22 protein-coding genes are annotated in these 24,621 nt (G+C 54.4%); 13 read left to right on the forward strand and 9 right to left on the reverse strand.

Annotated elements, in window-relative coordinates; genetic code table 11:
• Positions 1-15: 15 nt before the first annotated feature.
• From DK872_RS03275 to mntR, 5 genes are all read right to left on the reverse strand, one after another.
• Complete coding sequence (locus DK872_RS03275) at positions 16-1,539, reverse strand: efflux transporter outer membrane subunit (RefSeq protein WP_161518029.1); 1,524 nt, start codon at positions 1,537-1,539, stop codon at positions 16-18.
• Position 1,540: 1 nt separating this feature from the next.
• Complete coding sequence (locus DK872_RS03280) at positions 1,541-3,112, reverse strand: DHA2 family efflux MFS transporter permease subunit (RefSeq protein WP_035885916.1); 1,572 nt, start codon at positions 3,110-3,112, stop codon at positions 1,541-1,543.
• Positions 3,109-4,206: an HlyD family secretion protein gene (locus DK872_RS03285; RefSeq protein WP_161518030.1), complete on the reverse strand. Its 1,098-nt coding sequence runs from the start codon at positions 4,204-4,206 to the stop codon at positions 3,109-3,111. Before DK872_RS03285 ends, DK872_RS03280 begins: the two co-directional genes overlap by 4 nt.
• A 101-nt stretch (positions 4,207-4,307) precedes the next feature.
• The gene (locus DK872_RS03290) at positions 4,308-5,417 is read right to left on the reverse strand and encodes an anion transporter (RefSeq protein ID WP_161518031.1); all 1,110 of its coding nucleotides are present in this window, start codon (positions 5,415-5,417) and stop codon (positions 4,308-4,310) included.
• Positions 5,414-5,884: a manganese-binding transcriptional regulator MntR gene (gene mntR, locus DK872_RS03295; protein WP_007374005.1), complete on the reverse strand. Its 471-nt coding sequence runs from the start codon at positions 5,882-5,884 to the stop codon at positions 5,414-5,416. Before mntR ends, DK872_RS03290 begins: the two co-directional genes overlap by 4 nt.
• Before the next feature lie 188 nt (positions 5,885-6,072).
• On the opposite strand from mntR, the gene mntS reads away from it, so the two are divergent.
• Positions 6,073-6,204 carry a manganase accumulation protein MntS gene (mntS, locus tag DK872_RS03300; protein ID WP_007374004.1) on the forward strand — a complete coding sequence of 44 codons (132 nt, stop codon included), beginning with the start codon at positions 6,073-6,075 and terminating at the stop codon, positions 6,202-6,204.
• Positions 6,205-6,482: 278 nt separating this feature from the next.
• The gene (locus DK872_RS03305; protein ID WP_007374003.1) at positions 6,483-8,072 is read left to right on the forward strand and encodes a phosphoethanolamine transferase; all 1,590 of its coding nucleotides are present in this window, start codon (positions 6,483-6,485) and stop codon (positions 8,070-8,072) included.
• A gap of 64 nt (positions 8,073-8,136) precedes the next feature.
• Here the strand turns inward: DK872_RS03305 and ompX are convergent, their stop codons facing one another.
• Entirely contained in the window at positions 8,137-8,649 is a 513-nt protein-coding gene (gene ompX / locus DK872_RS03310; protein WP_007374002.1) for an outer membrane protein OmpX, read from the reverse strand.
• 363 nt (positions 8,650-9,012) lie between these two features.
• Between ompX and rhtA the strand changes: the two genes are divergently transcribed.
• The 6 genes from rhtA to ybiO all read left to right on the forward strand — a co-directional run bounded on the left by rhtA (position 9,013) and on the right by ybiO (position 15,625).
• A complete protein-coding gene (gene rhtA, locus DK872_RS03315; protein ID WP_007374001.1) occupies positions 9,013-9,900 on the forward strand; it encodes a threonine/homoserine exporter RhtA in 888 nt (295 codons plus the stop codon).
• Between the two features lie 298 nt (positions 9,901-10,198).
• Entirely contained in the window at positions 10,199-10,702 is a 504-nt protein-coding gene (dps, locus tag DK872_RS03320; protein WP_161518032.1) for a DNA starvation/stationary phase protection protein Dps, read from the forward strand.
• Positions 10,703-11,063: 361 nt separating this feature from the next.
• Positions 11,064-11,810, forward strand: a complete 747-nt coding sequence (glnH, locus tag DK872_RS03325) for a glutamine ABC transporter substrate-binding protein GlnH (RefSeq protein ID WP_007373998.1) — start codon at positions 11,064-11,066, stop codon at positions 11,808-11,810.
• A gap of 84 nt (positions 11,811-11,894) precedes the next feature.
• On the forward strand, positions 11,895-12,554 hold the full coding sequence (glnP, locus tag DK872_RS03330) for a glutamine ABC transporter permease GlnP (RefSeq protein ID WP_007373997.1): 660 nt from the start codon (positions 11,895-11,897) through the stop codon (positions 12,552-12,554).
• Positions 12,551-13,273 carry a glutamine ABC transporter ATP-binding protein GlnQ gene (gene glnQ, locus DK872_RS03335; protein ID WP_007373996.1) on the forward strand — a complete coding sequence of 241 codons (723 nt, stop codon included), beginning with the start codon at positions 12,551-12,553 and terminating at the stop codon, positions 13,271-13,273. Before glnP ends, glnQ begins: the two co-directional genes overlap by 4 nt.
• Before the next feature lie 117 nt (positions 13,274-13,390).
• Positions 13,391-15,625 carry a mechanosensitive channel protein gene (gene ybiO / locus DK872_RS03340; RefSeq protein WP_149288986.1) on the forward strand — a complete coding sequence of 745 codons (2,235 nt, stop codon included), beginning with the start codon at positions 13,391-13,393 and terminating at the stop codon, positions 15,623-15,625.
• On the opposite strand, the gene rlmF is transcribed toward ybiO, so the two are convergent.
• Complete coding sequence (gene rlmF / locus DK872_RS03345) at positions 15,615-16,550, reverse strand: 23S rRNA (adenine(1618)-N(6))-methyltransferase RlmF (RefSeq protein WP_035885922.1); 936 nt, start codon at positions 16,548-16,550, stop codon at positions 15,615-15,617. The genes ybiO and rlmF overlap by 11 nt on opposite strands.
• A gap of 96 nt (positions 16,551-16,646) precedes the next feature.
• Here rlmF and DK872_RS03350 point away from each other — a divergent pair, with 96 nt between their 5' ends.
• From DK872_RS03350 to ybiJ, 3 genes are all read left to right on the forward strand, one after another.
• Entirely contained in the window at positions 16,647-17,261 is a 615-nt protein-coding gene (locus DK872_RS03350; protein ID WP_007373993.1) for a flavin reductase family protein, read from the forward strand.
• 81 nt (positions 17,262-17,342) lie between these two features.
• Positions 17,343-17,609 (forward strand): DksA/TraR family C4-type zinc finger protein, encoded by a 267-nt coding sequence (locus DK872_RS03355; protein ID WP_161518033.1) that lies wholly within the window; start codon positions 17,343-17,345, stop codon positions 17,607-17,609.
• A 285-nt stretch (positions 17,610-17,894) separates the two neighbouring features.
• On the forward strand, positions 17,895-18,155 hold the full coding sequence (gene ybiJ, locus DK872_RS03360; RefSeq protein ID WP_007373990.1) for a DUF1471 family protein YbiJ: 261 nt from the start codon (positions 17,895-17,897) through the stop codon (positions 18,153-18,155).
• A 116-nt stretch (positions 18,156-18,271) separates the two neighbouring features.
• On the opposite strand, the gene ybiB is transcribed toward ybiJ, so the two are convergent.
• Together ybiB and dinG are read right to left on the reverse strand one after the other, a co-directional pair.
• Positions 18,272-19,237: a DNA-binding protein YbiB gene (ybiB, locus tag DK872_RS03365; protein ID WP_090397223.1), complete on the reverse strand. Its 966-nt coding sequence runs from the start codon at positions 19,235-19,237 to the stop codon at positions 18,272-18,274.
• Positions 19,238-19,262: 25 nt separating this feature from the next.
• A complete protein-coding gene (gene dinG, locus DK872_RS03370) occupies positions 19,263-21,416 on the reverse strand; it encodes an ATP-dependent DNA helicase DinG (RefSeq protein ID WP_007373988.1) in 2,154 nt (717 codons plus the stop codon).
• A gap of 330 nt (positions 21,417-21,746) precedes the next feature.
• Between dinG and licT the strand changes: the two genes are divergently transcribed.
• Positions 21,747-22,589: a BglG family transcription antiterminator LicT gene (licT, locus tag DK872_RS03375; protein WP_007373986.1), complete on the forward strand. Its 843-nt coding sequence runs from the start codon at positions 21,747-21,749 to the stop codon at positions 22,587-22,589.
• A 183-nt stretch (positions 22,590-22,772) separates the two neighbouring features.
• A complete protein-coding gene (locus DK872_RS03380; RefSeq protein WP_161518034.1) occupies positions 22,773-24,611 on the forward strand; it encodes a beta-glucoside-specific PTS transporter subunit IIABC in 1,839 nt (612 codons plus the stop codon).
• The last annotated feature ends 10 nt before the right edge of the window (positions 24,612-24,621 follow it).

Consider the following 24,621-nt stretch of genomic DNA (forward strand, 5'->3'; position numbering starts at 1 on the left):
TGCCCAATTCTCTGATTATCCGCGAGGCGCATCACCAAAGACTTTGTAATCAGGCAGTTGCACATTTTGATACGGTTCCCAGCCGCCGCCGAGCGCCTTGTACAACGCCACGAGATCAAGGCTACTCTGCACGCGCGCCTGCTCACGCTGCTGGCTGGCCTGCGCCAGCTGACGCTGCGCATCCAGCACGTCGATAAAGCTGGCGATCCCTTTACGGTAGCTGTCGCTGGCAAGGTCAAAAGCACTTTGCAGGGCGCTGATTGTTTTATCCAGCGCCGCTTCCCGCTGCTGATCGGCGCGATAGCTGACCAGCGCATTTTCCACATCGCCTAATGCGCTCAGTACCGTCTGGCGATAATTGATCACCCCCGCGCCCTGCTGCGCACGTGCCAGCTTAACGCTCGACACCAGCCGACCGCCCTGGAAGATCGGAATCGAAATCTGCGGGCCAAAGCTGTAGAAGTGGCTGCTCCAGTCGGTCAGCCAGTTGGTTTCACTGTTGCGCAGGCCAAACTGACCGCTCAGAGACAAGCTCGGGAATAACTCAGCAACCGAAACGCCAATCTGCGCCGTAGCGGCATGCAGGCTGGCTTCGGCTTCGCGCACGTCCGGGCGACGACGCGCCAGCGTCGAAGGAATACCGGTCGGCACAATTTCCGGCAATGCCGGAAGCGGCTGCGCGTTACGCAGTTCGTCATCCAGCGCGCCCGGCGGTTTCCCCAGCAGGATCGCCAGCGCGTTCATCGCCTGGCGCTCCTGCGCCTGGTACTGTGGCAGTTGCGCCTCAAGATTACCGACCTGCGCACGGGCATTTTCCACATCCATCTGCGGCGATAACCCTCCTTTCTGGCGATTCTCTGTCAGGATAAAGGTCTGCTGCGCGCTGTCGATTTGCGTATTCAGCGTGGCGATGATGCCCTGCGCGCCGCGCAGCTGCAGCCAGGCGCGCGCCACTTCCGCTTCCAGCGACACCAGCGCGTCATTACGTTGTTCTATTGTCTGCTGTTGCTGCGCGGAGGCGGCTTCTACCTGACGGCGCACTTTACCCCACAGGTCCAGCTCCCACTGCGCATCAAAGCTACCCTGGTAGAGATTCACCGGCTGGGTTAACGCGCCCAGCGCACCGCTGATGGCCGGATCGGCATTATCCAGTTGCCCGTAAACATCATGAGATTTCAGCTCACCTTCAAGGCCAAGCTGCTGACGCGTGGCTTTCAGCGAACCGTTGACCGACGGCAGAAGCGCGCCGCCAGCCTGATTGATCTGCTCGCGCGCCCCGGCAATTCGCAGCACGGTTTGTTGCAGCGACAGGTTACCGGCAATCGCCCGTTCAATCAGACTGTTGAGTTGCGGTGACTGAAACGTGGTCCACCAGCGCGGGTTAAGCTCCTGCATGGAAACCTGTGACTTCACCGCACGGTCTCCCGGATCGTTCCAGCGCGCAGGCGTTTGCGGTTGTGGCAGCCGGTAATCGGGCCCCACGGCACAGCCTGCCAGCCACAGCGATAACAGGGTTACGGGAAAACGACGCCACCTCATATTAATGTGCTCCTGCGCTGCCTTCGCTTTTGATCGGCGAAAGCAATAGACAAAATGGAATCAATAACAGCGCGACCACGCTCAAAATTGTAAAAACATCGATGTACGCCAGAAAACGCGACTGGGCGACCATCGCTTTGTACATCTGTCCGCTGGCGCTGGAAAGCGGATCGCCCAACAGACTGGTGAAATTGCGAATCGCCTCGGCAGTCTGGCGCAACGCCAGCTGGAATTGCTCATTAAACGGGGAGGTATGTTCCGACAAATGCGACATATGCGCCTGCGAGCGCTCTGTGATGGCAGCCGTGGAGAGCGAAATGCCGATCGAGCCTGCCACGTTACGGAACATGGTAAACAACGCGGCGGCATCCGCATTGAGTTCGCGCGGCGTGGAGATAAAAGCAATGGTGGTGAGCGGCACAAACAGGAAGCCAAGCCCGATGGATTGCGCGCTGCGAAAAAGCACTAACGTTTCGAAATCGATATCCGGCGTCAGCGTACGCGACCACCAGAATGAGGCTGCGAGGCAGCAAAAGCCGAAGGCGATAATCCAGCGCGTCTGCACTATCGGCATCAGCTTCAGTACCAGCGGAATGGTCATCACAATCAGCACCGCGCCGGGCGACAGCACCAGCCCGGACCAGGTAGCGGTATAGCCGAGATCCTGCTGCGCCAGTTGCGGGATCACCACCGAGCTGCCATACAGAATCATCGCCATGCCCGCCATCAGCAGGCTGGAGACGGTAAAGTTTTTGTCCGCCATGCAGCGCAAATCCACTACCGGCTTTTTGGCGTAGAGCAGCCAGTAGATTGCGCCGACAATCCCCACCGCCGTCAGCACCGCGAAAATGCGGGTGAAATCTGACGCGAACCAGTCTTCATCTTCACCGCGATCGAGCATCACTTGCAGGCAGCCCAAACCCAGCGCAATCAGCCCAATCCCTGGCCAGTCGATAGTCAGTTTTTGCTTCGATTTCCGCTCCCATGGTGGATCTTCCAGCAACTGGTAGATCGCCAGCACGGTGATAATACCCACCGGAATATTGATGAAGAACACCCAGCGCCAGGAGTAGTTATCGGTGATCCAGCCGCCCAGCGTCGGCCCCATTACCGGCGCGACAATGATGGCAATCGACGACAGGCCAAACGCTTTACCGCGATCCTCCGGCTTAAAGTAATCCAGCAACACCGACTGCTGCGTCGGCTGCAGGCCGCCGCCAAAAAAGCCCTGCAAAATACGAAACAGGATGATCTGCCACAGCTCAGTCGCAATGCCGCAGAGAAATGAGCAGACGGTGAACATCACAATGCAGATAAGGAAAAACTGTTTGCGGCCAAACGTCCGGCTGAGAAAGGCCGAAATCGGCAGCACAATACCGTTCGCCACCAGGTAGCTGGTCAGAACCCATGTCGATTCGTCGTAGCTGGCCGACAGCGAACCGGCAACGTGCGGCAGCGCCACGTTAACAATCGTGGTGTCGAGGATCTCCATAAACACCGCGAGCGTAACCACCCATGCCACGGCCCACGGGTTGCTGGCGGGTCGCCAGTTTTCGTGGCTGTGATCGGTCATTCCAGCGTTACCTTCGGTTCGACGGAGAGACCCAGCGGCAATGGCTTATTCGCATCCAGCCCTTTATCAATGACGATTTTCACCGGCACGCGCTGCACGATTTTCACAAAGTTACCGGTGGCATTTTCGGACGGGAAAGCAGCAAATTTCGAACCGCTACCCTGCTGGATACTGTCGATGTGCCCTTCCAGTTGCAGATCCGGCCAGGCATCGACTTTGATGCTCACTTTATTGCCCGGACGCATCCGCTCAAGCTGCGACTCTTTGAAATTGGCCACCACCCAGATTTCCGGCGACACCAGCGAGAACAGTGCCGTGCCGGCCTGCACCAGCGTACCGTTCTGGACGTTACGTTTGGTGACAAAGCCATCGAACGGCGCGCGGACTTCCGTCCATGAGAGATTCAGTTCCGCCGTTTCCAGTTGCGCTTTCGCCTGCGCGACCTGCTGCTGGCGCGCCTCAACGTTGGTCTCCTGCTGACGGATTTGCAGTTGCACCTGCTCCGCTACTTCCAACTGGGCGCGGGCACTGGCAAGCTGCGCCTGCGCGCTACGCAACTGGGCGTTGGCGCTGTCGATATTTTGCTGCGTGGTTGCACGGGGATCGACGCCGCGCTGACGACGGTAAGCGGCTTCGGCATTCGCCAGATCCGCCTGTGCTTTCAGTACCTGCGCCTTCGCTTCATCGCGCTGTGCGGGGTACTGCACTTTTGAGAGTTCGAGTTGCGCCTGCGCCTGGTGCAGTTGCGCCGTTGCCAGCCCTAACTGCGCCTGTGCCTGATCGCTCTGCGCGGTGGCATCGCGGGGATCGATAACCACCAGTAAATCGCCCTTCTTCACCCGCTGGTTATCTTTGACCCGCAACTCGGTAACGTAACCGGCAACTTTCGGCGCAACAGTGACCGCGTCGCCATCGGTGAAGGCATCATCGGTACTCTCTTCGTTACGGGTTAAAAACCACCATACCAGCGCGACGATCACCATCACGCCAACCACAATGGCGAGGATAATCAGCGGCTTCTTTCCGGGGCGTTTACGGGTGTCGTCATTATTATTTTCCTGAACATCGTCAGGAGAGGTTGTGTTTTCTGCCATAGTATCGCAACGGTCCTGTCAGGTAACGGCGCCAAGGATGCACCGTTACCTAAAGTTAGGCGGTTGCTATACATTTTCCAGGATAAACTGACAAATCAGCACTATCTGAATAAGAGTAATCCGTATCCGACGGCCGCAGCCCACAGCAACATCGGCAGGGAATAGAGGTGAAAGCGCCACCAGATACGGCGATCATTCGCCATCCGCAGCGCAATAAGATTGGCCAGCGATCCGGGCAATAAACCAAAACCGCCGACGTTCACCGCCCAGGCCAGCAAGGTATCCGGTGGAACATAGTTGAGCAGCAAAATGGTGGCGGGCACGTTACTGATAAATTGCGACAAACCAATGGCCGCAAGCCACAGGCCCGAAGGTGAAAGCTGACTGGTGCTGGTCAGCACGCTGTGCAGCGCCGAAAGCTGTATTAGCAGATGCACATCGATAAACATGGCAATAAAGACCAGCAGCAATGTCCAGTCAACGCTCAGCACCACGCGACGCGCCAGCAGCAGAAAACCGACCGCGATCAGCCCCAGCCCCCACAGCTCCTGCTTTAGCTCCAGCGCGGTAATAAAGACGAGGTAAAACGCGAGACAACTCCATACCAGGCGCGGTTGCCAGTCGGCAGTCTGCGCGCCGCTGTGGTAGTTAAGCTTTTTATTGGGAAAACAAAACCAGCACAGCGCCAACAATGTTGCCATCATCACCAGCGCCAGCGGCGTCATCTGCCAGATAAACGCAGGGAATGAGAGGCCAGAGCGCCCCCATAATAAGATATTTTGCGGGTTGCCAATTGGCGTCAACAGCGAACCGGCATTGACCGCCAGCGCTTCGAAGATGATTAGCCGGTTGACCGGGATTTCACACAGCTTCTTTAGCGTAATGGTCAGCGGCACCACAATAAACAGCGCCACATCGTTGGTTAAGAAGGTGGAGAGCAGCGCCGCCGCCAGCACCATAAACATCGCCAGGCGGCGTTCATTGTGAAAACGACGCACCATGCGCCGCCCGAGCACATCGAAATAGCCGCTCAGCTCAACGCCCTTGGTCAGCAACATCAGGCCGCTCAGGGTGATAATGGTGTGCCAGTCAATTGCCCCTGGCCAGCGTGCAGGCGCGAACGGAACGAAGAAGCAGAGCACAACGCCAATGATCAACAGCAGATGAAGAAAATGGTCGCGCGCCAGTGCGCGAAACAGCGGTATGTTCATTCGGAAGGCAACCCGTGTTGCAGGGTAAAACGGCGGAAACAGTCGAGGGTTTCCTGGCTGACGTGGTGCTCCATCCCTTCCGCATCGCGGCGGGCAATCTCCGGGCTGACGCCAAGTACCAGCAGAAAACTTTCTACGATTTGATGGCGCTCGCGGCTCTCCTGCGCCAGCTTCTCCCCTTCCGGCGTCAGAAAAACACCGCGCCACGGGATCTGCTCAATCAACCCGACGGTCGCCAGCTTTTTCAGCATTTTTGCCACGGTAGGCTGCGAAACGCCAAGACGCGCCGCCATATCAACCTGGCGGGCTTCGCCCACTTCGCGAATTAAATCGGAAATCAGTTCAACGTAGTCGTCAATCAGCTCACGACGATGCGCTTCGCGCACCTGGCGAAAGCCTTCGACGTGCTCTTCAACATTTACCAGCGTCACTTTTTTTATTGTTGGATTCGCTGCGCGACGGTTCATTGTGCTTCCTCTGACGGTGTGACGCGGTACTGCATCATATAAGAGAAGCGCCATTGTAAACCATCCGTGAACCAGCACAAAAAATTAACGCATTAGCCATAGCTATAAAATATAGCCTGTGCTATATCTGTATGTAATGCGTTCACCCTTCACGGAACGAAAGGTCACGAAAGCGTAAGGAGGTTCCGATGAATGAGTTCAAGAGGTGCATGCTTGTGTTTAGTCACTCTCCCTTTAAAGTCCGTTTAATGCTGCTGAATATGCTGTGCGATATCATCAACGGCAAACCGCAGCAAACCCCGGACAAGCCTTCCAACTAATGCGGCGTCGCGGTACGCCGCTTCATTTTTCTGTCACAATCTCACGTCATACTGAACGTTTCGTCTAAAAATTCGCGTATTTTTGCTGGATTTGCAATCACCCTCTCAAAACAACCGTTTAGCCGGTGTTGACCTTCGTTGCGCCTCGCTCTATCTTTGCGCTGCCCTGCACAAATTGCGGCTCGCAGAAGCGGACCACATCCCCTCTCCACGCACTGTCCGGCAGGTTTTGACCCTTACGCCAGGGTGAGCACATGGCGGTTTCGCGATAGTCATCAATGAGCCTAATTCTGAAAGAATCCGCTGCGTTTCGCAGCCAGACCGTCAATCCGTGGACGGGTTTCTATTTTCTCCAGTCGATGTTGATTAATTTCGCTCTTGGTTACGAATTTAGCGTGTTGTATGCCGTTGTCCTGACCTGCGCCCTGATTGTGCTCTGGCGTCAAGCGCCACGCGCGCAGAAGGTATTTGTCGGCATAATCTCTCTGGTGGCAGCGTGTTATTTCCCGTTTGGCCAGGCCTACGGCGCGCCGAACTTCAATACGCTGCTCGCTCTGCTGTCGACCAATATGGAAGAGTCCACGGAAATTCTGACTATTTTCCCGTGGTATCACTATGCAATTGGCCTGTTTATCTTCGCTCTGGGCGTCATTTCGATGCTTCGCCGCATCCCGGCCGTGCCGACGCCGTGGCTAAAGTGGGATACCGTAGGCGCCGTGTTTTGCGTGGCATCTTATTTTATCGGCCCGGTACAGAACCACTTCCTGGGATATGACTTCAGGATTATCGATACTGGCGTGCCGGTGCTGCGTTTCGTGCGCGATGTAGCGTTTAACTACTATTTAGTGCGCGTCGAGCAGGAGAATATGGCGCAGTTCGCCAGCATGAAAGACACCTGGACCGTAACGGCGGTAAAACCGAAATATCACATCTATGTGGTGGTGATTGGCGAAAGCGCACGCCGCGATGCGCTAGGCGCGTTTGGCGGCCACTGGAATAACACGCCTTTCGCCAGCCAGGCAAACGGCACTTTCTTTATGGATTACGTATCTGCCAGCGGCTCAACGCAGAAGTCGCTCGGTCTGACGCTGAACCGGGTGGTCGATGATAAACCGCAATACCAGGATAACTTTGTTACGCTGGCGAATCGTGCGGGTTTCCAGACCTGGTGGTTCTCTAATCAGGGGCAGATTGGCGAATACGATACGGCGATTGCCAGCATTGCAAAGCGCGCCGATGAAGTGCAGTTCCTGAAAAATGGCGATTTTGAAGCGAATAAAAACACCCGTGACGAAGAGCTGCTGAAGTTGACCGCTCAGGTCTTTTCAACTCAGCGTACACAGCCTCAGTTGATCGTTCTGCATCTGATGGGTTCGCACCCGCAAGCCTGCGATCGCACCGGCGGTAAATACAATGAGTTTGTACAATCGAAAGAAACGTCCTGCTACCTCTACTCCATCACGCAGACGGACGATCTGCTTGGCAAGCTCTATTCCCAGCTGGTGAATACCGGCGACAGCTTTTCGATGGTCTATTTTTCCGATCACGGGCTGGCAATTAAAGAGCGCGGTAAAGAGGCGCAGTATCTGGCGCATGCCGACAAATTCCAGCAGGATTTCCAGGTGCCGTTTATGGTGATCTCCAGCGACGATACAAAGCACCGGATCGTCAAGGCTCGCCGTTCAGCCAATGATTTCCTTGGTTTCTTCTCGCAGTGGACCGGGATCGCCGCCGAGCAGATAAAAAATTCTTACCGCTTTATCTCCGAGCAAAAGGCCGGGCCAGTCTACATTACTAACTTTAAGTTACAGAAAGTTGACTACAACCAACTGGGCACAGATCTTTTTGATACCCACAGTAAACACTGATTGGTGAGCGTTTCCGGCAAAAAAAATCCGCCCATTGGGCGGATTTTTTATATCGCCGAAGCGATTAGAAACGGTAACCAACACCGGCAATCCAGGTGCCAACGTCAACGCTACGAATACGGCTCTGCTCGTAAGAGAAGTCCAGAGCAACGTTTTCCATCGGGTTGAACTGCAGACCGGCACCGTAAGAGAAGCCGTAGTCGCTGGTGTCAGAAACTTTAGCGGTATCAACAGTCTGCTGGAATTTACCGTAACCAACACCTACTACACCGTAGATGCTCGCCCAGTCGTTCAGACGGTAAGCCGGACCCGCGGTGATACCGTAGTACTGCGCTTTGTTATAGACGCCGCTTTCGGTACGATCTTTTTCAGTGTAAGTAAAGGAACCGATAACACCCAGCGGGTTGTCATTCTGCTCGTAGCGGTATTTCAGGTTGAAACCGTTAGTTTTGTTAGCAATCCCCTGCGCATCGCTCTGAGCGTAGCCGCCGGTAACGGTTGAAGTTGCTGCTACTGCGGAACCTGCAGATACCGCCAGAAGAGCGGCCAGTGCTGAAAGACATGCAATTTTTTTCATAATCCACCTCAAATGTGCTTCAAGTAAATCCTACGTCCTACGTTTTTAAATATATCAAAAATGGTCAGGAAACTCTTTGCAGGAATTGGGGTCTAAAGTGCCATTTGATGTAACAGAAAGTTTCCGCTGTTGAACAACCCTTTCAAAAAACACGTATTTTCCCGCATAACGCGCCATTATGATGCTCAATAAGTGGCACATTCATCCAGACAATTCTTAAATCAACAGGTTAATTAACCATCAGATAATCCTTATTCTACGGATATTCGGGCAGTTTTTTTCAACGAACGCTCAACCAGCCGGAGGTATTTTCAAGTAGACTGACGGCTTTACTTCACTTGACACAAATTGACGGGAGAAAGGATGCCTGGGTTGTCTCGTAAGCTACCGGTGTGGCTGCCGGTTTTGGTGTTACTTATCGCCATGATCTCTATTCAGGGCGGTGCATCGCTGGCGAAATCTTTGTTTCCACTGGTCGGCGCACCTGGCGTTACTGCACTGCGTCTGGCGCTCGGCACGATTATCCTGGCCATCGTTTTCAAACCCTGGCGGTTACGTTTCACCCGTGAGCAACGTTTGCCGCTACTGTTCTACGGGCTGTCGCTCGGCGGGATGAACTATATGTTCTACCTCTCCATTCAGACCGTACCACTTGGTATCGCCGTGGCGCTGGAATTCACCGGGCCACTGGCCGTTGCGTTGTTCTCCTCCCGCCGCCCGGTCGATTTTATCTGGGTGATCCTAGCCGTACTTGGGCTATGGTATTTGCTGCCGCTGGGAGAAAACGTCTCGCATGTGAATCTGAGCGGCGCAGCCTTTGCCCTCGGCGCCGGTGCCTGCTGGGCGATTTACATCCTCTGCGGCCAGCGCGCGGGTGAGGAACACGGCCCGGCAACGGTCGCGCTTGGATCGTTAATTGCGGCGATCGTGTTTGTCCCTCTCGGTACGCTCCAGTCTGGTGAACTGCTGTGGCACTGGTCGATTTTGCCGCTTGGTATCGCCGTTGCCGTGTTGTCCACCGCACTGCCCTACTCACTGGAGATGATTGCATTAACCAGGCTTCCCACCCGCACTTTCGGTACGCTGATGAGTATGGAGCCCGCGATGGCAGCGATCTCAGGCATGGTTTTCCTTGGCGAAACGCTCGCTTTGCAGCAGGTGCTGGCGCTGATGGCCATCGTCATCGCCTCGATGGGCTCCACGCTGACGCTGCGGCGGGAAAGTAAAATCCGCAAAGTGGATATTGGTTAAATAATTATTGTTCAGCATGAGATTTGTCTTATGCTGAATATCCTCCAACTGCAGAGACATTATTTCTTACGTTTACGTACATTTCTCTTGAAATAGGATTACCGTCCCCCTTCCATTCACGAAATTATTTAATTTTTCTTATAATTCATCTTGTTAGTTGTCACCACATAAAAAATGAGCATATATTCTGGTTTTGCTATTGAACCGATAGGCACAGCCAAAACAGATAAATGAAATCTGGTGCTATACTTAGTTTCGGTAATTACCTGGGACACAAACATCAAGAGGATATGAGATTATGAGTACCGCTAAACTGGTTAAAACGAAAGCGTCTAATCTGCTTTATACCCGCAACGATGTATCGGATAGCGATAAAAAAGCGACCATTGAGTTGTTGAATCGCCAGGTGATCCAGTTCATTGACCTGTCGCTGATTACCAAACAGGCCCACTGGAATATGCGCGGTGCTAACTTCATTGCCGTACATGAAATGCTGGATCAGTTCCGTACTGCGTTGACCGACCATCTTGATACGATGGCGGAACGTGCTGTACAGTTGGGCGGAGTGGCACTGGGCACCACGCAGGTGATCAACAGTAAAACCCCGCTGAAAAGCTACCCGCTGGACATCCACACCGTTCAGGATCACCTGAAAGAACTGGCCGATCGTTATGCCATCGTCGCAAATGACGTGCGTAAAGCGATTGGTGAAGCGAAAGACGAAGATACTGCAGATATCTTCACCGCGGCATCCCGCGATCTGGATAAATTCCTGTGGTTCATCGAATCCAATATCGAATAATCCATAAGATTTATCAATGACCCCTTCGCTTCCCGCGAAGGGGTTTGCACTTTTAAGGTGCAATGTTTTTCCTTTTTCCCTGCCTAAAGTTTCCTCTACGTTATTATCTCATCACAAAATTGTTAATAACCGATTGTTTTACACCCACGTTCTGCGCTAAAAAAGAGCAAAATCCGCCGGGTTATTTTTATGCACCAAAAGTGCGCACCAAAATAGTGCTAAACAGTCTCGTTGCTATGCTTATTGTGCAACCGGTTAAAGCATCGCCTTTACAAAACAATAGGTTGTAAACCTGGCATGATTTTTTCATACTGCGTTCATTCTCGCAGGGGATCGCTCCCCGGATACAAAAGGAAAAACTATGAAGTCTGTACTGAAATTTTCCCTGGCTGCACTCGCTCTCGCCTTTGCTGTTTCCTCTCAGGCTGCTGATAAAAAACTGGTGGTTGCCACCGACACAGCATTCGTTCCTTTCGAGTTTAAACAAGGCGACAAATACGTTGGTTTCGACGTGGATCTGTGGGCAGCTATCGCGAAAGAGCTGAAACTGAATTATGAACTGAAGCCGATGGATTTCAGCGGCATCATCCCAGCGCTGCAAACCAAAAACGTCGACCTGGCGCTGGCAGGCATTACGATTACCGAAGAGCGTAAGAAAGCGATCGAGTTCTCTGACGGCTATTACAAAAGCGGTCTGCTGGTGATGGTGAAAGCCAACAACAACGACGTGAAAAGCGTCAAAGATCTGGATGGCAAAGTGGTGGCGGTGAAGAGCGGTACCGGTTCTGTTGATTACGCGAAAGCAAACATCAAAACCAAAGACCTGCGTCAGTTCCCGAACATCGACAATGCATACATGGAACTGGGCACTGGCCGCGCAGATGCCGTTCTGCATGACACGCCAAACATCCTGTACTTCATTAAAACTGCCGGTAACGGTCAGTTCAAAGCGGTTGGTGAGTCCCTGGAAGCGCAGCAGTACGGTATCGCCTTCCCGAAAGGCAGCGACGACCTGCGTGAAAAAGTGAACGGCGCGCTGAAAACCCTGCGCGAAAACGGCACCTACAACGAAATCTACAAAAAATGGTTCGGTTCTGAGCCTAAATAATTATTAAAAAATAAAGCGTTACTCCTCAGGGGCGATCTTCGCCCCTGATACATTTGTTACAACCACGGTATACAGGAACACATCATGCAGTTTGACTGGAGCGCCATTTGGCCTGCCATTCCGCTTCTGATCGAAGGCGCGAAGATGACGCTGTTGATCTCGGTCCTCGGCCTCATTGGCGGGTTGATCATTGGTCTGGCAGCGGGTTTCGCACGTACTTTCGGCGGCTGGATTTCCAACCATATCGCACTGGTATTTATCGAAGTTATTCGCGGTACGCCTATCGTCGTACAGGTCATGTTTATCTACTTTGCCCTGCCGATGGCGTTTAACGATCTGCGCATCGATCCTTTCTCGGCCGCCGTTGTCACCATTATGATTAACTCTGGCGCCTATATTGCGGAAATCACCCGTGGTGCAGTGCTTTCTATTCATAAAGGCTTCCGGGAAGCGGGCCTCGCGTTAGGTCTGTCGCGTGGTGAAACCATTCGCCATGTGATCCTACCGTTAGCGCTGCGCCGTATGCTGCCGCCGCTGGGCAACCAGTGGATCATCAGCATCAAAGATACTTCGCTGTTTATTGTTATCGGCGTCGCCGAACTGACCCGCCAGGGCCAGGAAATCATTGCCGGCAACTTCCGCGCGCTGGAGATCTGGAGCGCCGTTGCGGTCGTCTATCTGATCATTACCCTGGTGCTGAGCTTCATTCTGCGTCGTCTTGAAAGAAGGATGAAAATCCTGTGATCGAATTTAAAAACGTCTCCAAGCACTTTGGTCAAACCCAGGTGCTGCACAACATTGATCTGAATATCACTGAAGGTGAAGTGGTGGTCATTATCGGGCCGTCCGGCTCTGGTAAATCAACACTGCTGCGTTGCATTAACAAGCTAGAAGAGATCACCAGCGGTGATCTGATTGTTGATGGCCTGAAAGTCAACGATCCGAAAGTGGATGAGCGCCTGATCCGCCAGGAAGCCGGCATGGTTTTCCAGCAGTTCTATCTGTTCCCGCATCTGACGGCGCTGGAAAACGTCATGTTTGGCCCGCTGCGCGTGCGCGGAACCAATAAAGCCGATGCTGAAAAGCTGGCAAGAGATCTGCTGGCGAAGGTCGGGCTGGCTGAACGTGCGCACCACTATCCGTCTGAGCTTTCGGGCGGCCAGCAGCAGCGCGTCGCGATTGCCCGAGCGCTGGCGGTAAAACCGAAGATGATGCTGTTCGATGAGCCAACTTCCGCGCTCGATCCGGAACTGCGCCACGAAGTACTAAAAGTGATGCAGGATCTGGCTGAAGAAGGCATGACCATGGTGATCGTTACCCATGAAATCGGCTTCGCCGAGAAAGTGGCGTCGCGCCTGATTTTCATCGACAAAGGGCGCATTGCCGAAGACGGCAATCCGCAACAGTTGATCGAAAATCCACCCAGCCCGCGCTTACAGGAATTTTTACAACACGTTTCCTGATGCGCTTGTGCCCCTCCGCCTGGAGGGGCGTTTCCCCCGGATTGTTCTCATTTCCTGCCCTGCTCCGCCCGGCATCTATACTTATCATTTTGCTGGACTTTCTCACCGGAGGAGCATATGCCGTGGATATTGCTATTCATCACTCTGCTGTGCGCGCCGCTTCAGGCCGCGACGATACCCGGCATCACAGCACCCGCAGCCAGTAGCGCGTCATCTACCCAAAACAGTGAACCCAGCGTCGAACAAAAAAAAGCAGCCTATGCGGCGCTGGCAGACGTGCTGGAAAACGATGATTCACGCAAAGAATTGATTGATCAACTGCGGAAAGTCGCCACCACACCGCCGCAGGAGCCGGTTCCGGAGATCACGCCGCCGGAAGTCAAAGAACAGAAAACGGTGCTGGAAAATGTCACCGAAGTCAGCGGCTACTACGGCGAAGCGCTGGCCTCTCGCTTCGCCCAACTCTACCGCAATATCACCGGCTCGCCGCATAAGGCCTTTAACCCGCAAACCTTCACTAATGCCGCCAGCCACTTTTTATTACTCGCGGTACTGGTTTTTGCTTTCTGGATACTGGTGCGTCAGTGTGTTATGCCGCTCTACCGCCGGATGGGCAACTGGGGAAGGCGCAAAAACCGCGAACGGCGGAACTGGTTGCAGTTGCCCGCTATGATAATTGGCGCCTTTATTATCGACCTGCTGTTACTGGTGCTGACGCTGTTTATCGGCCAGTTGCTCAGCGCCAGGCTGAATGCGGGCAACAGCACCATCGCTTTCCAGCAAAGCCTGTTCCTTAATGCGTTTGCGCTGATTGAGTTTTTCAAAGCCATTCTGCGGCTGATTTTCTGCCCGCGCATTCCGGAACTGCGTCCGTTTCGTATTGCTGACGGCACCGCTCGCTACTGGCATCTGCGCCTGAGTGCATTGAGCAGCCTGATTGGTTATGGCCTGCTGGTGGCGGTGCCGATTATTTCCAATCAGGTGAATGTGCAGGTCGGCGCACTCGCCAACGTGGTGATTATGCTGTGTATTACCGTCTGGGCGCTCTATCTTATCTTCCACAATAAGCGCGAGATCCAGCACAACCTGATTGAGCTTGCCGACCACTCACTGGCCTTCTTTAGCTTATTTATCCGCGCTTTTGCGCTGATCTGGCACTGGCTCGCCAGCGCCTACTTTGTCGTGCTGTTCTTTTTCTCGCTGTTTGACCCGGGCAATAGCCTGAAATTTATGATGAGCGCGTCGGTTAACAGCCTTGCCATTCTGAGTATTGCAGCCTTCCTCTCCGGCGTGCTGTCGCGCTGGCTAAATAAAACCATCACCCTCTCGCCGCAGGTGCAGCGCAACTATCCGGAACTGCAAAAGCGGCTGAACGGTTGGCTGTCGGCGGCACTGAAAACGGCGCGCATTCTGGTCGTGTGCGCCACCATCATGCTGTTGCTGAATGCCTGGCGACTGTTTGATTTCTGGCACTGGCTCAATTATGGCGCGGGGGAGAAAACCGTCGATATTCTGATCCGCATTGCGCTGATCCTCTTCTTCTCGGCGGTGGGCTGGACGTTGCTGGCGAGCCTGATTGAGAACCGCCTGGCATCGGATATCCACGGCCGCCCACTGCCAAGCGCACGCACGCGCACGTTACTGACACTGTTCCGCAATGCGCTGGCGGTGGTGATCAGCACCATCACGGTGATGATTGTGCTCTCAGAAATTGGCGTCAATATCGCACCGCTGCTCGCCGGTGCCGGTGCGTTAGGGCTGGCGATCTCATTCGGTTCGCAAACGCTGGTCAAAGACATTATTACCGGGATTTTTATTCAGTTCGAAAATGGGATGAACACCGGCGATCTGGTGACTATCGGGCCGCTAACCGGCACCGTCGAGCGAATGTCGATTCGTTCCGTCGGCGTGCGCCAGGATACGGGGGCGTACCATATTATTCCCTGGTCATCGATAACCACCTTCGCCAACTTTGTCCGCGGTATTGGTTCGGTAGTGGCAAATTATGATGTCGATCGCCATGAAGAGACCGATAAAGCCAATCAGGCGCTGAAGGATGCGGTGGCCGAACTGATGGAACAGGAAGATATTCGCGGGCTGGTGATCGGCGAGCCGTCATTCGCCGGGCTGGTCGGGCTAACCAATACCGCCTTTACGCTACGTGTTACCTTTACCACGCTGCCGCTGAAGCAGTGGACAGTCAGGTTCGCCCTCGACACCATGGTGAAAAAACATTTCGATCGCGCGGGCATTCGCCCACCGGTGCAGACGTATCAAGTGCTGCCTGCACCGCAAAACTCACCGCAACCGGCCTCACCGGCGAGCCCGCCGCCAGCAGAGCCTACCCTTTAAAGCGGCTCTGCGCCCAGCGTTTACGCTGGGTCTCATCGAGGAAAGTCCAGGCGATAAATCGGCTCTGCTTTTGACCCTGGGCCATCTCTTTTTTCATTACCTTCACCGCACCTGCCTGCGTCAGTGCGCGATACAGCTCGGGCAGGTTATCGCCACGCGAGACCAGCGAGGTGAACCACAGCACCTGGCGGGCGAACTGCTGGCTCTCCGCAATCATCTTGCAAATAAAAGCGACTTCGCCGCCTTCGCACCATAACTCCTGCTGCTGACCGCCAAAGTTGGCGGCATCGCTGGCAGATTGCCCCAGATTACGGCGTTTACGCTCGCTGCCCGCCCGCGCACTCTGCGCCGAGTCATGAAACGGCGGATTACAGAGCGTGGCATCGTACTGCTCATTTTTATGGATAACGCCAGCAAGAATTGCTGACGGATCTTTTTGCCGACGCAGACGAACCGCGCGGCTCAGCCCCGGATTAGCGCTAATAATCGCCTGCGCGCTGGTCAGCGCCGCATCGTTAATTTCGCTGCCGGTAAAACGCCAGCCATATTCATGGTGACCAATCAGCGGATAGATGCAGTTCGCCCCGGTGCCAACATCCAGCACGCTGGCCTGCGCAGGGATCTGCCCTTCGTTGCTCTCTGCCAGCACATCAGCCAGATGGTGGAGATAATCGGCGCGTCCTGGCACCGGCGGGGTGAGAAAACCCTCGGGGATATCCCACTCACGCACACCATAGAAGTGCGCCAGCAGCGCTTTGTTTAAAGCCTTCACCGCCTGCGGTTCGGCGAAATCAATGGTCGACTCGCCTTTTGGGTTAGCGGTGATAAAGTCGCGCAATGACGGATTCGCGACGCACAATGCGTCAAGGTCGTAGCGGCTGTGGTGGCGGTTACGCGGGTGCAAACCCGGCTTCTGGGCATTCATGGCATTCTCCTGTTAGCAGCGGCGTAAGATACCCGTTGACGTTGACCGGGTAAATAAGTGAGGCTGAAGAAACTTGTCTGACAACCAGGAAACGCTATGTATTTTTATGAACCGGCGAAAGGCCACGGCCTGCCGCACGATCCGCTGAATGCGATTATTGGTCCGCGTCCTATCGGCTGGATTGCCTCGCTGGATGGCAAAGGCCAGCGAAATCTTGCGCCGTACAGTTTCTTTAACTGTTTCAATTATCGCCCGCCGATTATTGGCTTCGCCAGCAGCGGCTGGAAAGATAGCGTACGCAATATTACTGAAACCAAAGAGTTTGTCTGGAACCTGACGACCCGCGATTTAGCAGTGCGGATGAATGAAACCTCCGCGTCGCTGCCCCACGGCGAAGATGAGTTTACCCGTGCAGGCCTGACGCCCGTTGCCGGTCGTATCGTCAGCGCGCCGCGTGTGGCGGAAAGCCCGGTCAACTTCGAATGTCGCCTCTCCCAGTGTATTCAACTGACCACCGCCGATGGCAGCGCCATCGATAGTTGGCTGGTGCTGGGCGAAGTGGTCGCGGTACACATTGATGAATCGCTGCTGGAAAACGGCATTTATCAGACCGCAAAAGCACAGCCCGTGCTGCGTGCGGGCGGCCCGTCTGCCTATTACGGGATCAGTGAAGCGCAGCGCTTTGATTTGATTCGCCCGGATAACCGCTAACCCCGTTTACCTGTCCCAGCCTGGAGCCCTGTGCTATCGGGCGTTTGCTATAATTACGCTATTGCAACTAAGGAGGCGATCATGGCTTCAGGCTGGGCAAATGACGGTGCGGTACAGCAGCAGATCGACAGTACGATTGAAGATGCCGTGGCGCGCGCCCGTCGTGATTTACCCCACGGTGAAAGCTTGCTGACCTGCGAAGAGTGTGGCGAACCGATCCCGGAAGCGCGTCGTAAAGCGATTCCAGGGGTGCGCTTATGCGTTACCTGCCAGCAGGAGAAAGATTTACATAACTCTACATTCTCAGGATATAATCGCAGAGGATCGAAGGATAGCCAGTTACTTTGACCTTTCCTGACGTTTTCAACCAGCGCAAGCGGTTGCCTTTACATCCACAAAATCCCGCAGTGAAAGTAGCAAAATGTGCCGCAAAATTGTCCGCTGCGCTGATCTGCTGGCGAATGTCCTTTTTTCTTACACAAAAGCCTTTCAAATCAAACAGCTATATCTTATTCAATTTTTTAGAATAAGGTCGTCAATTCTCTTCGATTTTATCTCTTGTGAAAAACTGTGATACTTATCACATCGACGGAACATCGTCCCCAACACAGAATAACCTGCGAGAAATTGACTATGAAAACCATCAAATATGCTGTTGCTGCTATCGCGCTTTCTACCCTCTCTTTCGGTGCCTTTGCTGCCCAGTCTGTGACTGCCGCACAAGCCGAAAGCCTGGACAAAATCGGTGTTGTTTCTGCTCACGGCGCAACCACGCTGGACGGTCTGGAAGCCAAACTGGCTGCCAAAGCGCAGGCTGCTGGTGCCAGCGGCTACAGCATCATCTCTGCTGCCGGCAATAACAAACTGAGCGGCACTGCGGTTATCTACAAATAACCCAACCGAAGTTGTACCCCCCGGCAAATTAACCCTCTGCCGGGATGCTCCACCCTCATTGACCCTGTTGTTACCCTGTTTTTGCCCGTCCTGGATTGTGACGGGCTTTTTTTTGCTTAAAAACTCTGTGCTACCCGCGCCAGCCCCTCTTCCAGCGTCGCGCTTTCTCCGGTTGCCACCAGGCAACAGGCCAGCTGAATTTTTAGTGACTCCGGTATTGCTTCGCGCCCGGCAAGGCAGTGTTCGATCCAGCGAGCCGTGCTCTCTGCATCTTTTGCCACGCCTTCCAATGCAACCTGCTCGGCGGCATCGTTGCGCGCAAAGAGGATCCGCTCGCCCGCCGCGTCAATCAGGTTGATCTGCGGACAGCGCTGCGGGTTCGCATACACTTCCCCTTCCGTCCCCGCCATCAGCAGCGCACGGCCACCGATGTCGGCGAAAAATTTCCCCACCCGCGTAAGGTATTCGGGATGAGAAACGCTGGATAAACGCAGTGCCGCGTCGGTTTTAAACGGCGTTACCAGCTTCGCCAGCGTGTGCGCACTGTTGCGCACGCCCATGCGCCAGCGCATCGCCAGCTGTTTTTCCAGTGGCGGACAGAGCGCGTGTACCGGCATAAAGACCGGATGATGGCCTTCCAGCTTCGCCTGCGCCTGCCCGGCGTGCAGCGTCGGCTCAATGCCCAACAGGGTGAAAATACTTTCGCTAATCACGCGCGTGGGATCTGCGCTAATGCCGTGCACCAGCACCGGGAAACCCAGCTTATTCAGCAGAATAGCCAATAATGGCGTGAGATTAGGCTGTTTGCGCGCGCCGTTATAGCTGGGAATAACAATCGGCATCGGTTTCGCCACCGGCGGCGTCAGCGCCAGCGTGTGCTGCTGCATCGCCTCGTAGAAGCCACGCATTTCCGCCTCGCCTTCGCCTTTAATGCGCAGCGCAATCAGAATGCCGCCCATCTCCAGATCCGGTACGTCGCCGTTCAGCATCTGCGCATAGAGACCACGAGCGGTGTCAATATCCAGATCCCGGGCATGGTTCTTTCCGCGACCAATCTCTTTGATAACTTTACGGTAATCCATGACAGTTCCTCGCATGCTCACATCGTTAACGGCGCTTGCGGCGCTTTTGTTCTGGTTTTTTCACCGGTTTCTTCACTATAACGTCCGGCATTGCCGGTTGGGAAATAGGAAACACCGGCAGCGCATCAAGCAGACGTTTTCCATAGCTTTTGGTCAACAGGCGCTTATCGTAAATCACCACTTCGCCGCGACAACCGTGGCTACGGATAAGCCTGCCGACCTGCTGGATAAGATTAAACGAGGCGCTGGGCAAACTCTGTACTTCAAACGGATAACGGTTGAGGCTCTTCAGCCATTCACCTTCGGTGATCACCACCGGGCTATCAATCGGCGGAAAGGCGATTTTATGAATATGCACCTGTGTCAGGTAATCGCCTTTCAGATCAAGCCCTTCGGCGAAGGATTGCAGGCCAACCAGCACGCTGCGCTCGCCCGCGTCGATCCGTTTACGGTGCAGTTCCACCAGCCGGTAGCGCGGCTGATCGCCCTGCACCAATAGCAGCAGGCGTAAATCCGCCACGTAACTTAAAAACAGTTGCATCGCGCGCTGGCTGGCGAACAGCACCAGCATCCCCGGATGGGCTTTACTTTCCACCTGCTCACGAAACCAGGTCGCCATTTCGGCGATATGCTGCTCTTCATTTTCAATCAGCGGTTCGTAGCGCATTTGCGGGATAACAATCTTCCCCTGCTCAACGTGATTGAAAGGCGAATCCAGCGAGACAAATCGGTCGCCCGCTTTCTCTTTCAGGCCGCTCATCTCTTGCAGGCGATTAAAACTGTTCAACGACCTCAGCGTGGCGGAGGTGATAACAATATGCGGTACGCTGCGCCACAGCAGCTTCTCCAGCTGATCGCTGACGCGAATGCCTACGCAGTGAAACAGCAGATGCAGCTGCCCCTCCCGCACTTCGCGCGTCGCCCATTTCGATACCGGCGCACCGGAAGCCTGCACCATTGAGGCCAGCCGCCAGAGTTTGCTCTGGCTTTCAAACATGCCAAGCGCACGGTTCATTTGCAGGATCACCCGGTGCAAACGCACAATGTCGTGGCTACCGGTCTTTTCGCTTAAATCGTTGAGGAACAGCTCCGCCAGCCCGCGCAGCATTTCTGTTAGCTTCGCCAGCCGCTGACAAATCGCCATCACCTCATCCGGCAGCTCGCCCATAGCAAAGCGGTGTTCGGCTTCCTGACCAGCAGGAAGATAGAGGTTGAGCATGTTATTCAATGATGAAATCAGCCCGAACAGCTCTTCGCAGTGGGCGTTGAGCCGCTCCGGCGTCGCCAGCGGCGGCAGAGTTTTCGGCCGGAACTGCTCCAGGCATGTCGCCACCAGCCGGATAAATAAGTCGAGCTGTAGCTGATACCAGGACGCTGTTATTTCGGCGCTCATCTCCAGCGCATCGCGCGCCACATCCGGCAGATGATGGCCTTCATCCAGCACCAGCAGTAGGTTTTTCGGCTCCGGCAAGACGGCTTCGCTCTCCAGCGCCGCCATCACCAGCGCGTGGTTCGCTACCACCACTTCCGCTTCCTGAATTTCACGCCGCGCGACAAAGAACGGACATTCCCGGTAATAGTGGCAGTTGCGGTTCAGGCAACTGGCTTTATCGGTACTGAGGCGACGCCATAAATCATCACTGATGGCTTTATCGGTGTGATCGCGCAGGCCGTCCCATTTGTAGCTGTCGAGATCGGCTTTCAGCGTCGCGCACTGCTTCTGTTCCTCTTTGCTGCCCGGCGTCAGCTCATCATCAAGGAACGCCAGCAGATCCTGCTGGTCCGGCTCGCTGCTGGCCAGAGCAGCCAGATTGCGCGGGCAGACATAGCGCCCACGGCCAAACGCTGCGGTAAAACGTAAATCGGGGATAATTTTGCGCAGCAGCGGCAGATCTTTACTGTAGATCTGATCCTGCAACGCCACGTTGGCGGTACTGACCACCAGCGTTTTTTGCTCTTCGCGGGCAATAGCAATACCCGGAATTAAATAAGAGAGCGTTTTCCCGACGCCGGTCGGCGCTTCGATCGCCAGATGCCTGCCCTCTTCACCCGCCAGCGTTTTCGCGACATCAGCAATCATCTGCCGCTGCGGCGCACGGGGAATAAAGTCCGGGATCTGTTGTTGCAACGCCTTATACCAGGCGGCAATCTGCGCTTTTAGCGCGGCGGTAAGAGCCATGAAGAAACCTGAAATACTGTATAAACAGCCACTATTGTGGCATTTTTAGCGCCCGCTGGGTAACCCTTTTTGCCATTCTGGAAGCGGCCACGAAAACCCATTTTCCACCTCTGCAATACAGGATATTTTTCGCCGGGCGGATCACAAATTAGCAGATCTATTCATAAGTACTCTATATAGCGCGTTGATCATTGAACAGGGCAATGCTAGTTTTTACCTGCATTACGCTTGTTACCGAATATCGGGCAAAACCTAAATGCAGAGAACAAGGACAGATGATGTCCATTGCTGTATTTACGTTTTGCCCGTTTTTGTTTGCAGGAGTTAGCGATGCTGGTCAAACAAATCTTAAATAATAACGTGGTCAGCGCCATCGACGATCGTGGCTTTGAGGTTATTCTGACCGGGCGAGGGCTGGGTTTTAATACGCAGAACGGCGCCATCGTTAACGAACAAGCCATCGAGAAAATATTCCATTTGCAGGATTCGCAGGTCTCTGCCCGTTTTAAAGATCTGATTAGCGAAGTACCTGTCGAAATAGTGCAACTGACCGCCGACATTGTCACGCTGGCCCGCAGCCAGTTGTCGCATAAATTAAGCGAAGGTTTGTACGTCACGCTAGCTGACCATCTGCATTTCGCGCTACAACGCAATGAAAAACATGAGCAATTGCCGAATCCGCTGGAGTGGGAAGTGCGCCATTTTTATACCGCTGAATATGCTCTTGGTCGCCAGGCGATTGGTATGGTGGTGGCGCGCACCGGGCAATTATTGCCTGACAGCGAAGCCTGCAGTATTGCGTTACATATTGTGAATGCCGGGCTGAACGACAGCATGGGAAAAACCACGCAAATCACACGGCTTATTTATCAACTACAGAATATCGTTAAATACTTTTTCAGCCTGCCACTCGACGAGCACAGCCTGAATTACCAACGTTTCATTACCCATTTAAAATTTTTCGCCCAGCGGGTGATTGATGGGGTGGTGTTAAATAATGACGACGAAGAGTTATTTGCCATGGTACAGCGCCGCTATCAGACCACCCTGAAATGCGTCGATGCCATCAATGAGTTTGTCGGCAAAAACTATCACCACACCATGAGCAACTCGGAAAAGCTCTATCTGACCGTGCATATCGAAAACGTGGTACAGCGGGCAGAACCCAATTAGTTTACCCAACATCATTCGCGTAGCCGCAACCACAAAGCGGCAGCTTGAAGGATGAAATGTATAGATTCCGTCCAGGCTTGTTACTGTTCAATCAGGCAAACCCCAGAGGAAACAAGGTATCGGCGTAAAGCCGATGATTGTGGATGATGCCAGCAATGCGGGCGTCAGTCTGGAGGAATTATCATGAATTATCAGGATACCGCGCAGCAGATTATCAACAGGATCGGCGGCAAAGGCAATATTCTGTCGCTGTTTCACTGTATTACCCGTCTGCGTTTTTTACTCAAAGATAACGACAAGGCCGATCGCGCGGCGCTGGAAGCGCTGGATGGCGTGATAGGCGTCAACATCTCTGGCGATCAGTTTCAGTTGATTATCGGTAACGATGTGGCCCCATTGTGCGACGCGCTGCTGGCCAAATTACCCGGCGTCTCGTCCGGCGGCGCTGTGCAACATGGTAAACGTCGCAACCCGGTATCGGTGCTGCTGGAGGGGCTGTCCAGTATCTTCTCGCCGATCATCCCGGCGATTGCCGGAGCCGGTATTCTGAAAGGCGTCCTGGCGCTAGTGGTCGCGATGCAGTGGCTGGAAACCAGTAACCAGACCTACCAAATTCTGCTCGCCATTAGCGACGGCGTGTTTTACTTCATGCCGCTGGCGCTGGCTTTCAGCGCCGCCAATAAGTTCGGCGCAAATCCTTACGTGGCAGTGGCGCTGGCCGCCGCCCTCTTCCATCCTGCAATTCAGGCGCTGTTTAAATCCGGCGCGCCGATCAATTTTATGCACCTGCCGGTGCCAACCGTGAATTATGCCTCAACGGTGATCCCGATCCTGCTGGCCATCTGGCTGCTGAGCCGGGTAGAGAAGCTGATTGATCGCATCATGCCCGGCGTACTGAAAACGATGTTTGTGCCGCTACTGAGCCTGGTGATTGTCACGCCGATTACGCTGATTGCCATTGGCCCACTGGGGATTTTCGCCGGTAATGCGCTCTCCGGCGGCATTATCTGGCTGGTGGAAAATGCCGGCATCGTGGCGGGCGTAGTGGTTGGCGGCACGCTGTCGATGATCATCATCACCGGCATGCACTATGTGCTGGTGCCAATCATGATCAACAACATCAGCACCCTGGGTTTCGATCCGTTCAAAATCCTCTTCTATATTGCCAACCTGGGCCAGGCGGGTGCGGCCTTTGGCGTGTTCCTGCGGGCGCGGGATAAAAAGCTGAAATCGCTGGCGCTAACCACCAGTTTCAGCGCGGCCATGGGTATTACCGAACCGGCGATGTACGGCATCAATATTCGCTATAAACGCCCGTTTGCTGCCGCGCTGATTGGTGGCGCGTGCGGCGGCGGTGTTGCCATGGCGATGGGGGTGAAAACCTACGCCTTTGCGCTCAGCGGTCTGCCCGGTCTTCCGGCGCTGGTCGGCCCGACATTTTTATGGGCGCTGGTCAGTATCGCCATTTCGTTTGTCTGCGCTGCGGTTGTCACGGTGATCCTCGGATTTGAAGAGACGGTGGTAGCCGGGGTCAGCCCGATGTCGGTGGCACGTACCGAAGAAAAACTGTTTGCCCCGGTGAGCGGCGAACTGAAACCCCTCAACGCCCTTAGCGACCCGGTATTTGCCGATGAGATTTTCGGTAAAGGGCTGGCGATTTATCCCACCAGCGGCGAGCTACGCTCTCCGGTTAACGGCAAGGTGGAATCCCTGTTTGAAACCCATCACGCACTGGCGCTGCAAAGCGATACCGGCGCGGAGATCCTCATTCATATCGGTATCGACACGGTAAAACTGGGTGGTAAGCACTTCACCAGCCACATCGCCGTCGGGCAGAGCGTCGAGGTAGGCGATCTGCTGGTGAGCTTTGATCTGGCGGCGCTGAAGGCCGCTGGCATCGATCCGAGCGTGATTGTGGTCGTCACCAACAGCGAACAATACGGCGATATCAGCCCGGTCAAAGTACAAGGCGATGTCGCCAGCCGGGACGCATTTCTCACACTGACCGCGACAGCGGCGTAAGGAGCAAAGG

It is taken from the genome of Kosakonia sp. MH5 (genome assembly GCF_009935945.1).
Lineage (GTDB): Bacteria > Pseudomonadota > Gammaproteobacteria > Enterobacterales > Enterobacteriaceae > Kosakonia > Kosakonia radicincitans.

Bases quoted from the DNA above. Each gene is read 5' to 3' on its own strand.
- DK872_RS03275 (WP_161518029.1), bottom strand. From the start codon at position 1,539: ATGAGGTGGCGTCGTTTTCCCGTAACCCTGTTATCGCTGTGGCTGGCA.
- DK872_RS03280 (WP_035885916.1), bottom strand. From the start codon at position 3,112: ATGACCGATCACAGCCACGAAAACTGGCGACCCGCCAGCAACCCGTGG.
- DK872_RS03285 (WP_161518030.1), bottom strand. From the start codon at position 4,206: ATGGCAGAAAACACAACCTCTCCTGACGATGTTCAGGAAAATAATAAT.
- DK872_RS03290 (WP_161518031.1), bottom strand. From the start codon at position 5,417: ATGAACATACCGCTGTTTCGCGCACTGGCGCGCGACCATTTTCTTCAT.
- mntR (WP_007374005.1), bottom strand. From the start codon at position 5,884: ATGAACCGTCGCGCAGCGAATCCAACAATAAAAAAAGTGACGCTGGTA.
- mntS (WP_007374004.1), top strand. From the start codon at position 6,073: ATGAATGAGTTCAAGAGGTGCATGCTTGTGTTTAGTCACTCTCCCTTT.
- DK872_RS03305 (WP_007374003.1), top strand. From the start codon at position 6,483: ATGAGCCTAATTCTGAAAGAATCCGCTGCGTTTCGCAGCCAGACCGTC.
- ompX (WP_007374002.1), bottom strand. From the start codon at position 8,649: ATGAAAAAAATTGCATGTCTTTCAGCACTGGCCGCTCTTCTGGCGGTA.
- rhtA (WP_007374001.1), top strand. From the start codon at position 9,013: ATGCCTGGGTTGTCTCGTAAGCTACCGGTGTGGCTGCCGGTTTTGGTG.
- dps (WP_161518032.1), top strand. From the start codon at position 10,199: ATGAGTACCGCTAAACTGGTTAAAACGAAAGCGTCTAATCTGCTTTAT.
- glnH (WP_007373998.1), top strand. From the start codon at position 11,064: ATGAAGTCTGTACTGAAATTTTCCCTGGCTGCACTCGCTCTCGCCTTT.
- glnP (WP_007373997.1), top strand. From the start codon at position 11,895: ATGCAGTTTGACTGGAGCGCCATTTGGCCTGCCATTCCGCTTCTGATC.
- ybiO (WP_149288986.1), top strand. From the start codon at position 13,391: ATGCCGTGGATATTGCTATTCATCACTCTGCTGTGCGCGCCGCTTCAG.
- rlmF (WP_035885922.1), bottom strand. From the start codon at position 16,550: ATGAATGCCCAGAAGCCGGGTTTGCACCCGCGTAACCGCCACCACAGC.
- DK872_RS03350 (WP_007373993.1), top strand. From the start codon at position 16,647: ATGTATTTTTATGAACCGGCGAAAGGCCACGGCCTGCCGCACGATCCG.
- DK872_RS03355 (WP_161518033.1), top strand. From the start codon at position 17,343: ATGGCTTCAGGCTGGGCAAATGACGGTGCGGTACAGCAGCAGATCGAC.
- ybiJ (WP_007373990.1), top strand. From the start codon at position 17,895: ATGAAAACCATCAAATATGCTGTTGCTGCTATCGCGCTTTCTACCCTC.
- ybiB (WP_090397223.1), bottom strand. From the start codon at position 19,237: ATGGATTACCGTAAAGTTATCAAAGAGATTGGTCGCGGAAAGAACCAT.
- dinG (WP_007373988.1), bottom strand. From the start codon at position 21,416: ATGGCTCTTACCGCCGCGCTAAAAGCGCAGATTGCCGCCTGGTATAAG.
- licT (WP_007373986.1), top strand. From the start codon at position 21,747: ATGCTGGTCAAACAAATCTTAAATAATAACGTGGTCAGCGCCATCGAC.
- DK872_RS03380 (WP_161518034.1), top strand. From the start codon at position 22,773: ATGAATTATCAGGATACCGCGCAGCAGATTATCAACAGGATCGGCGGC.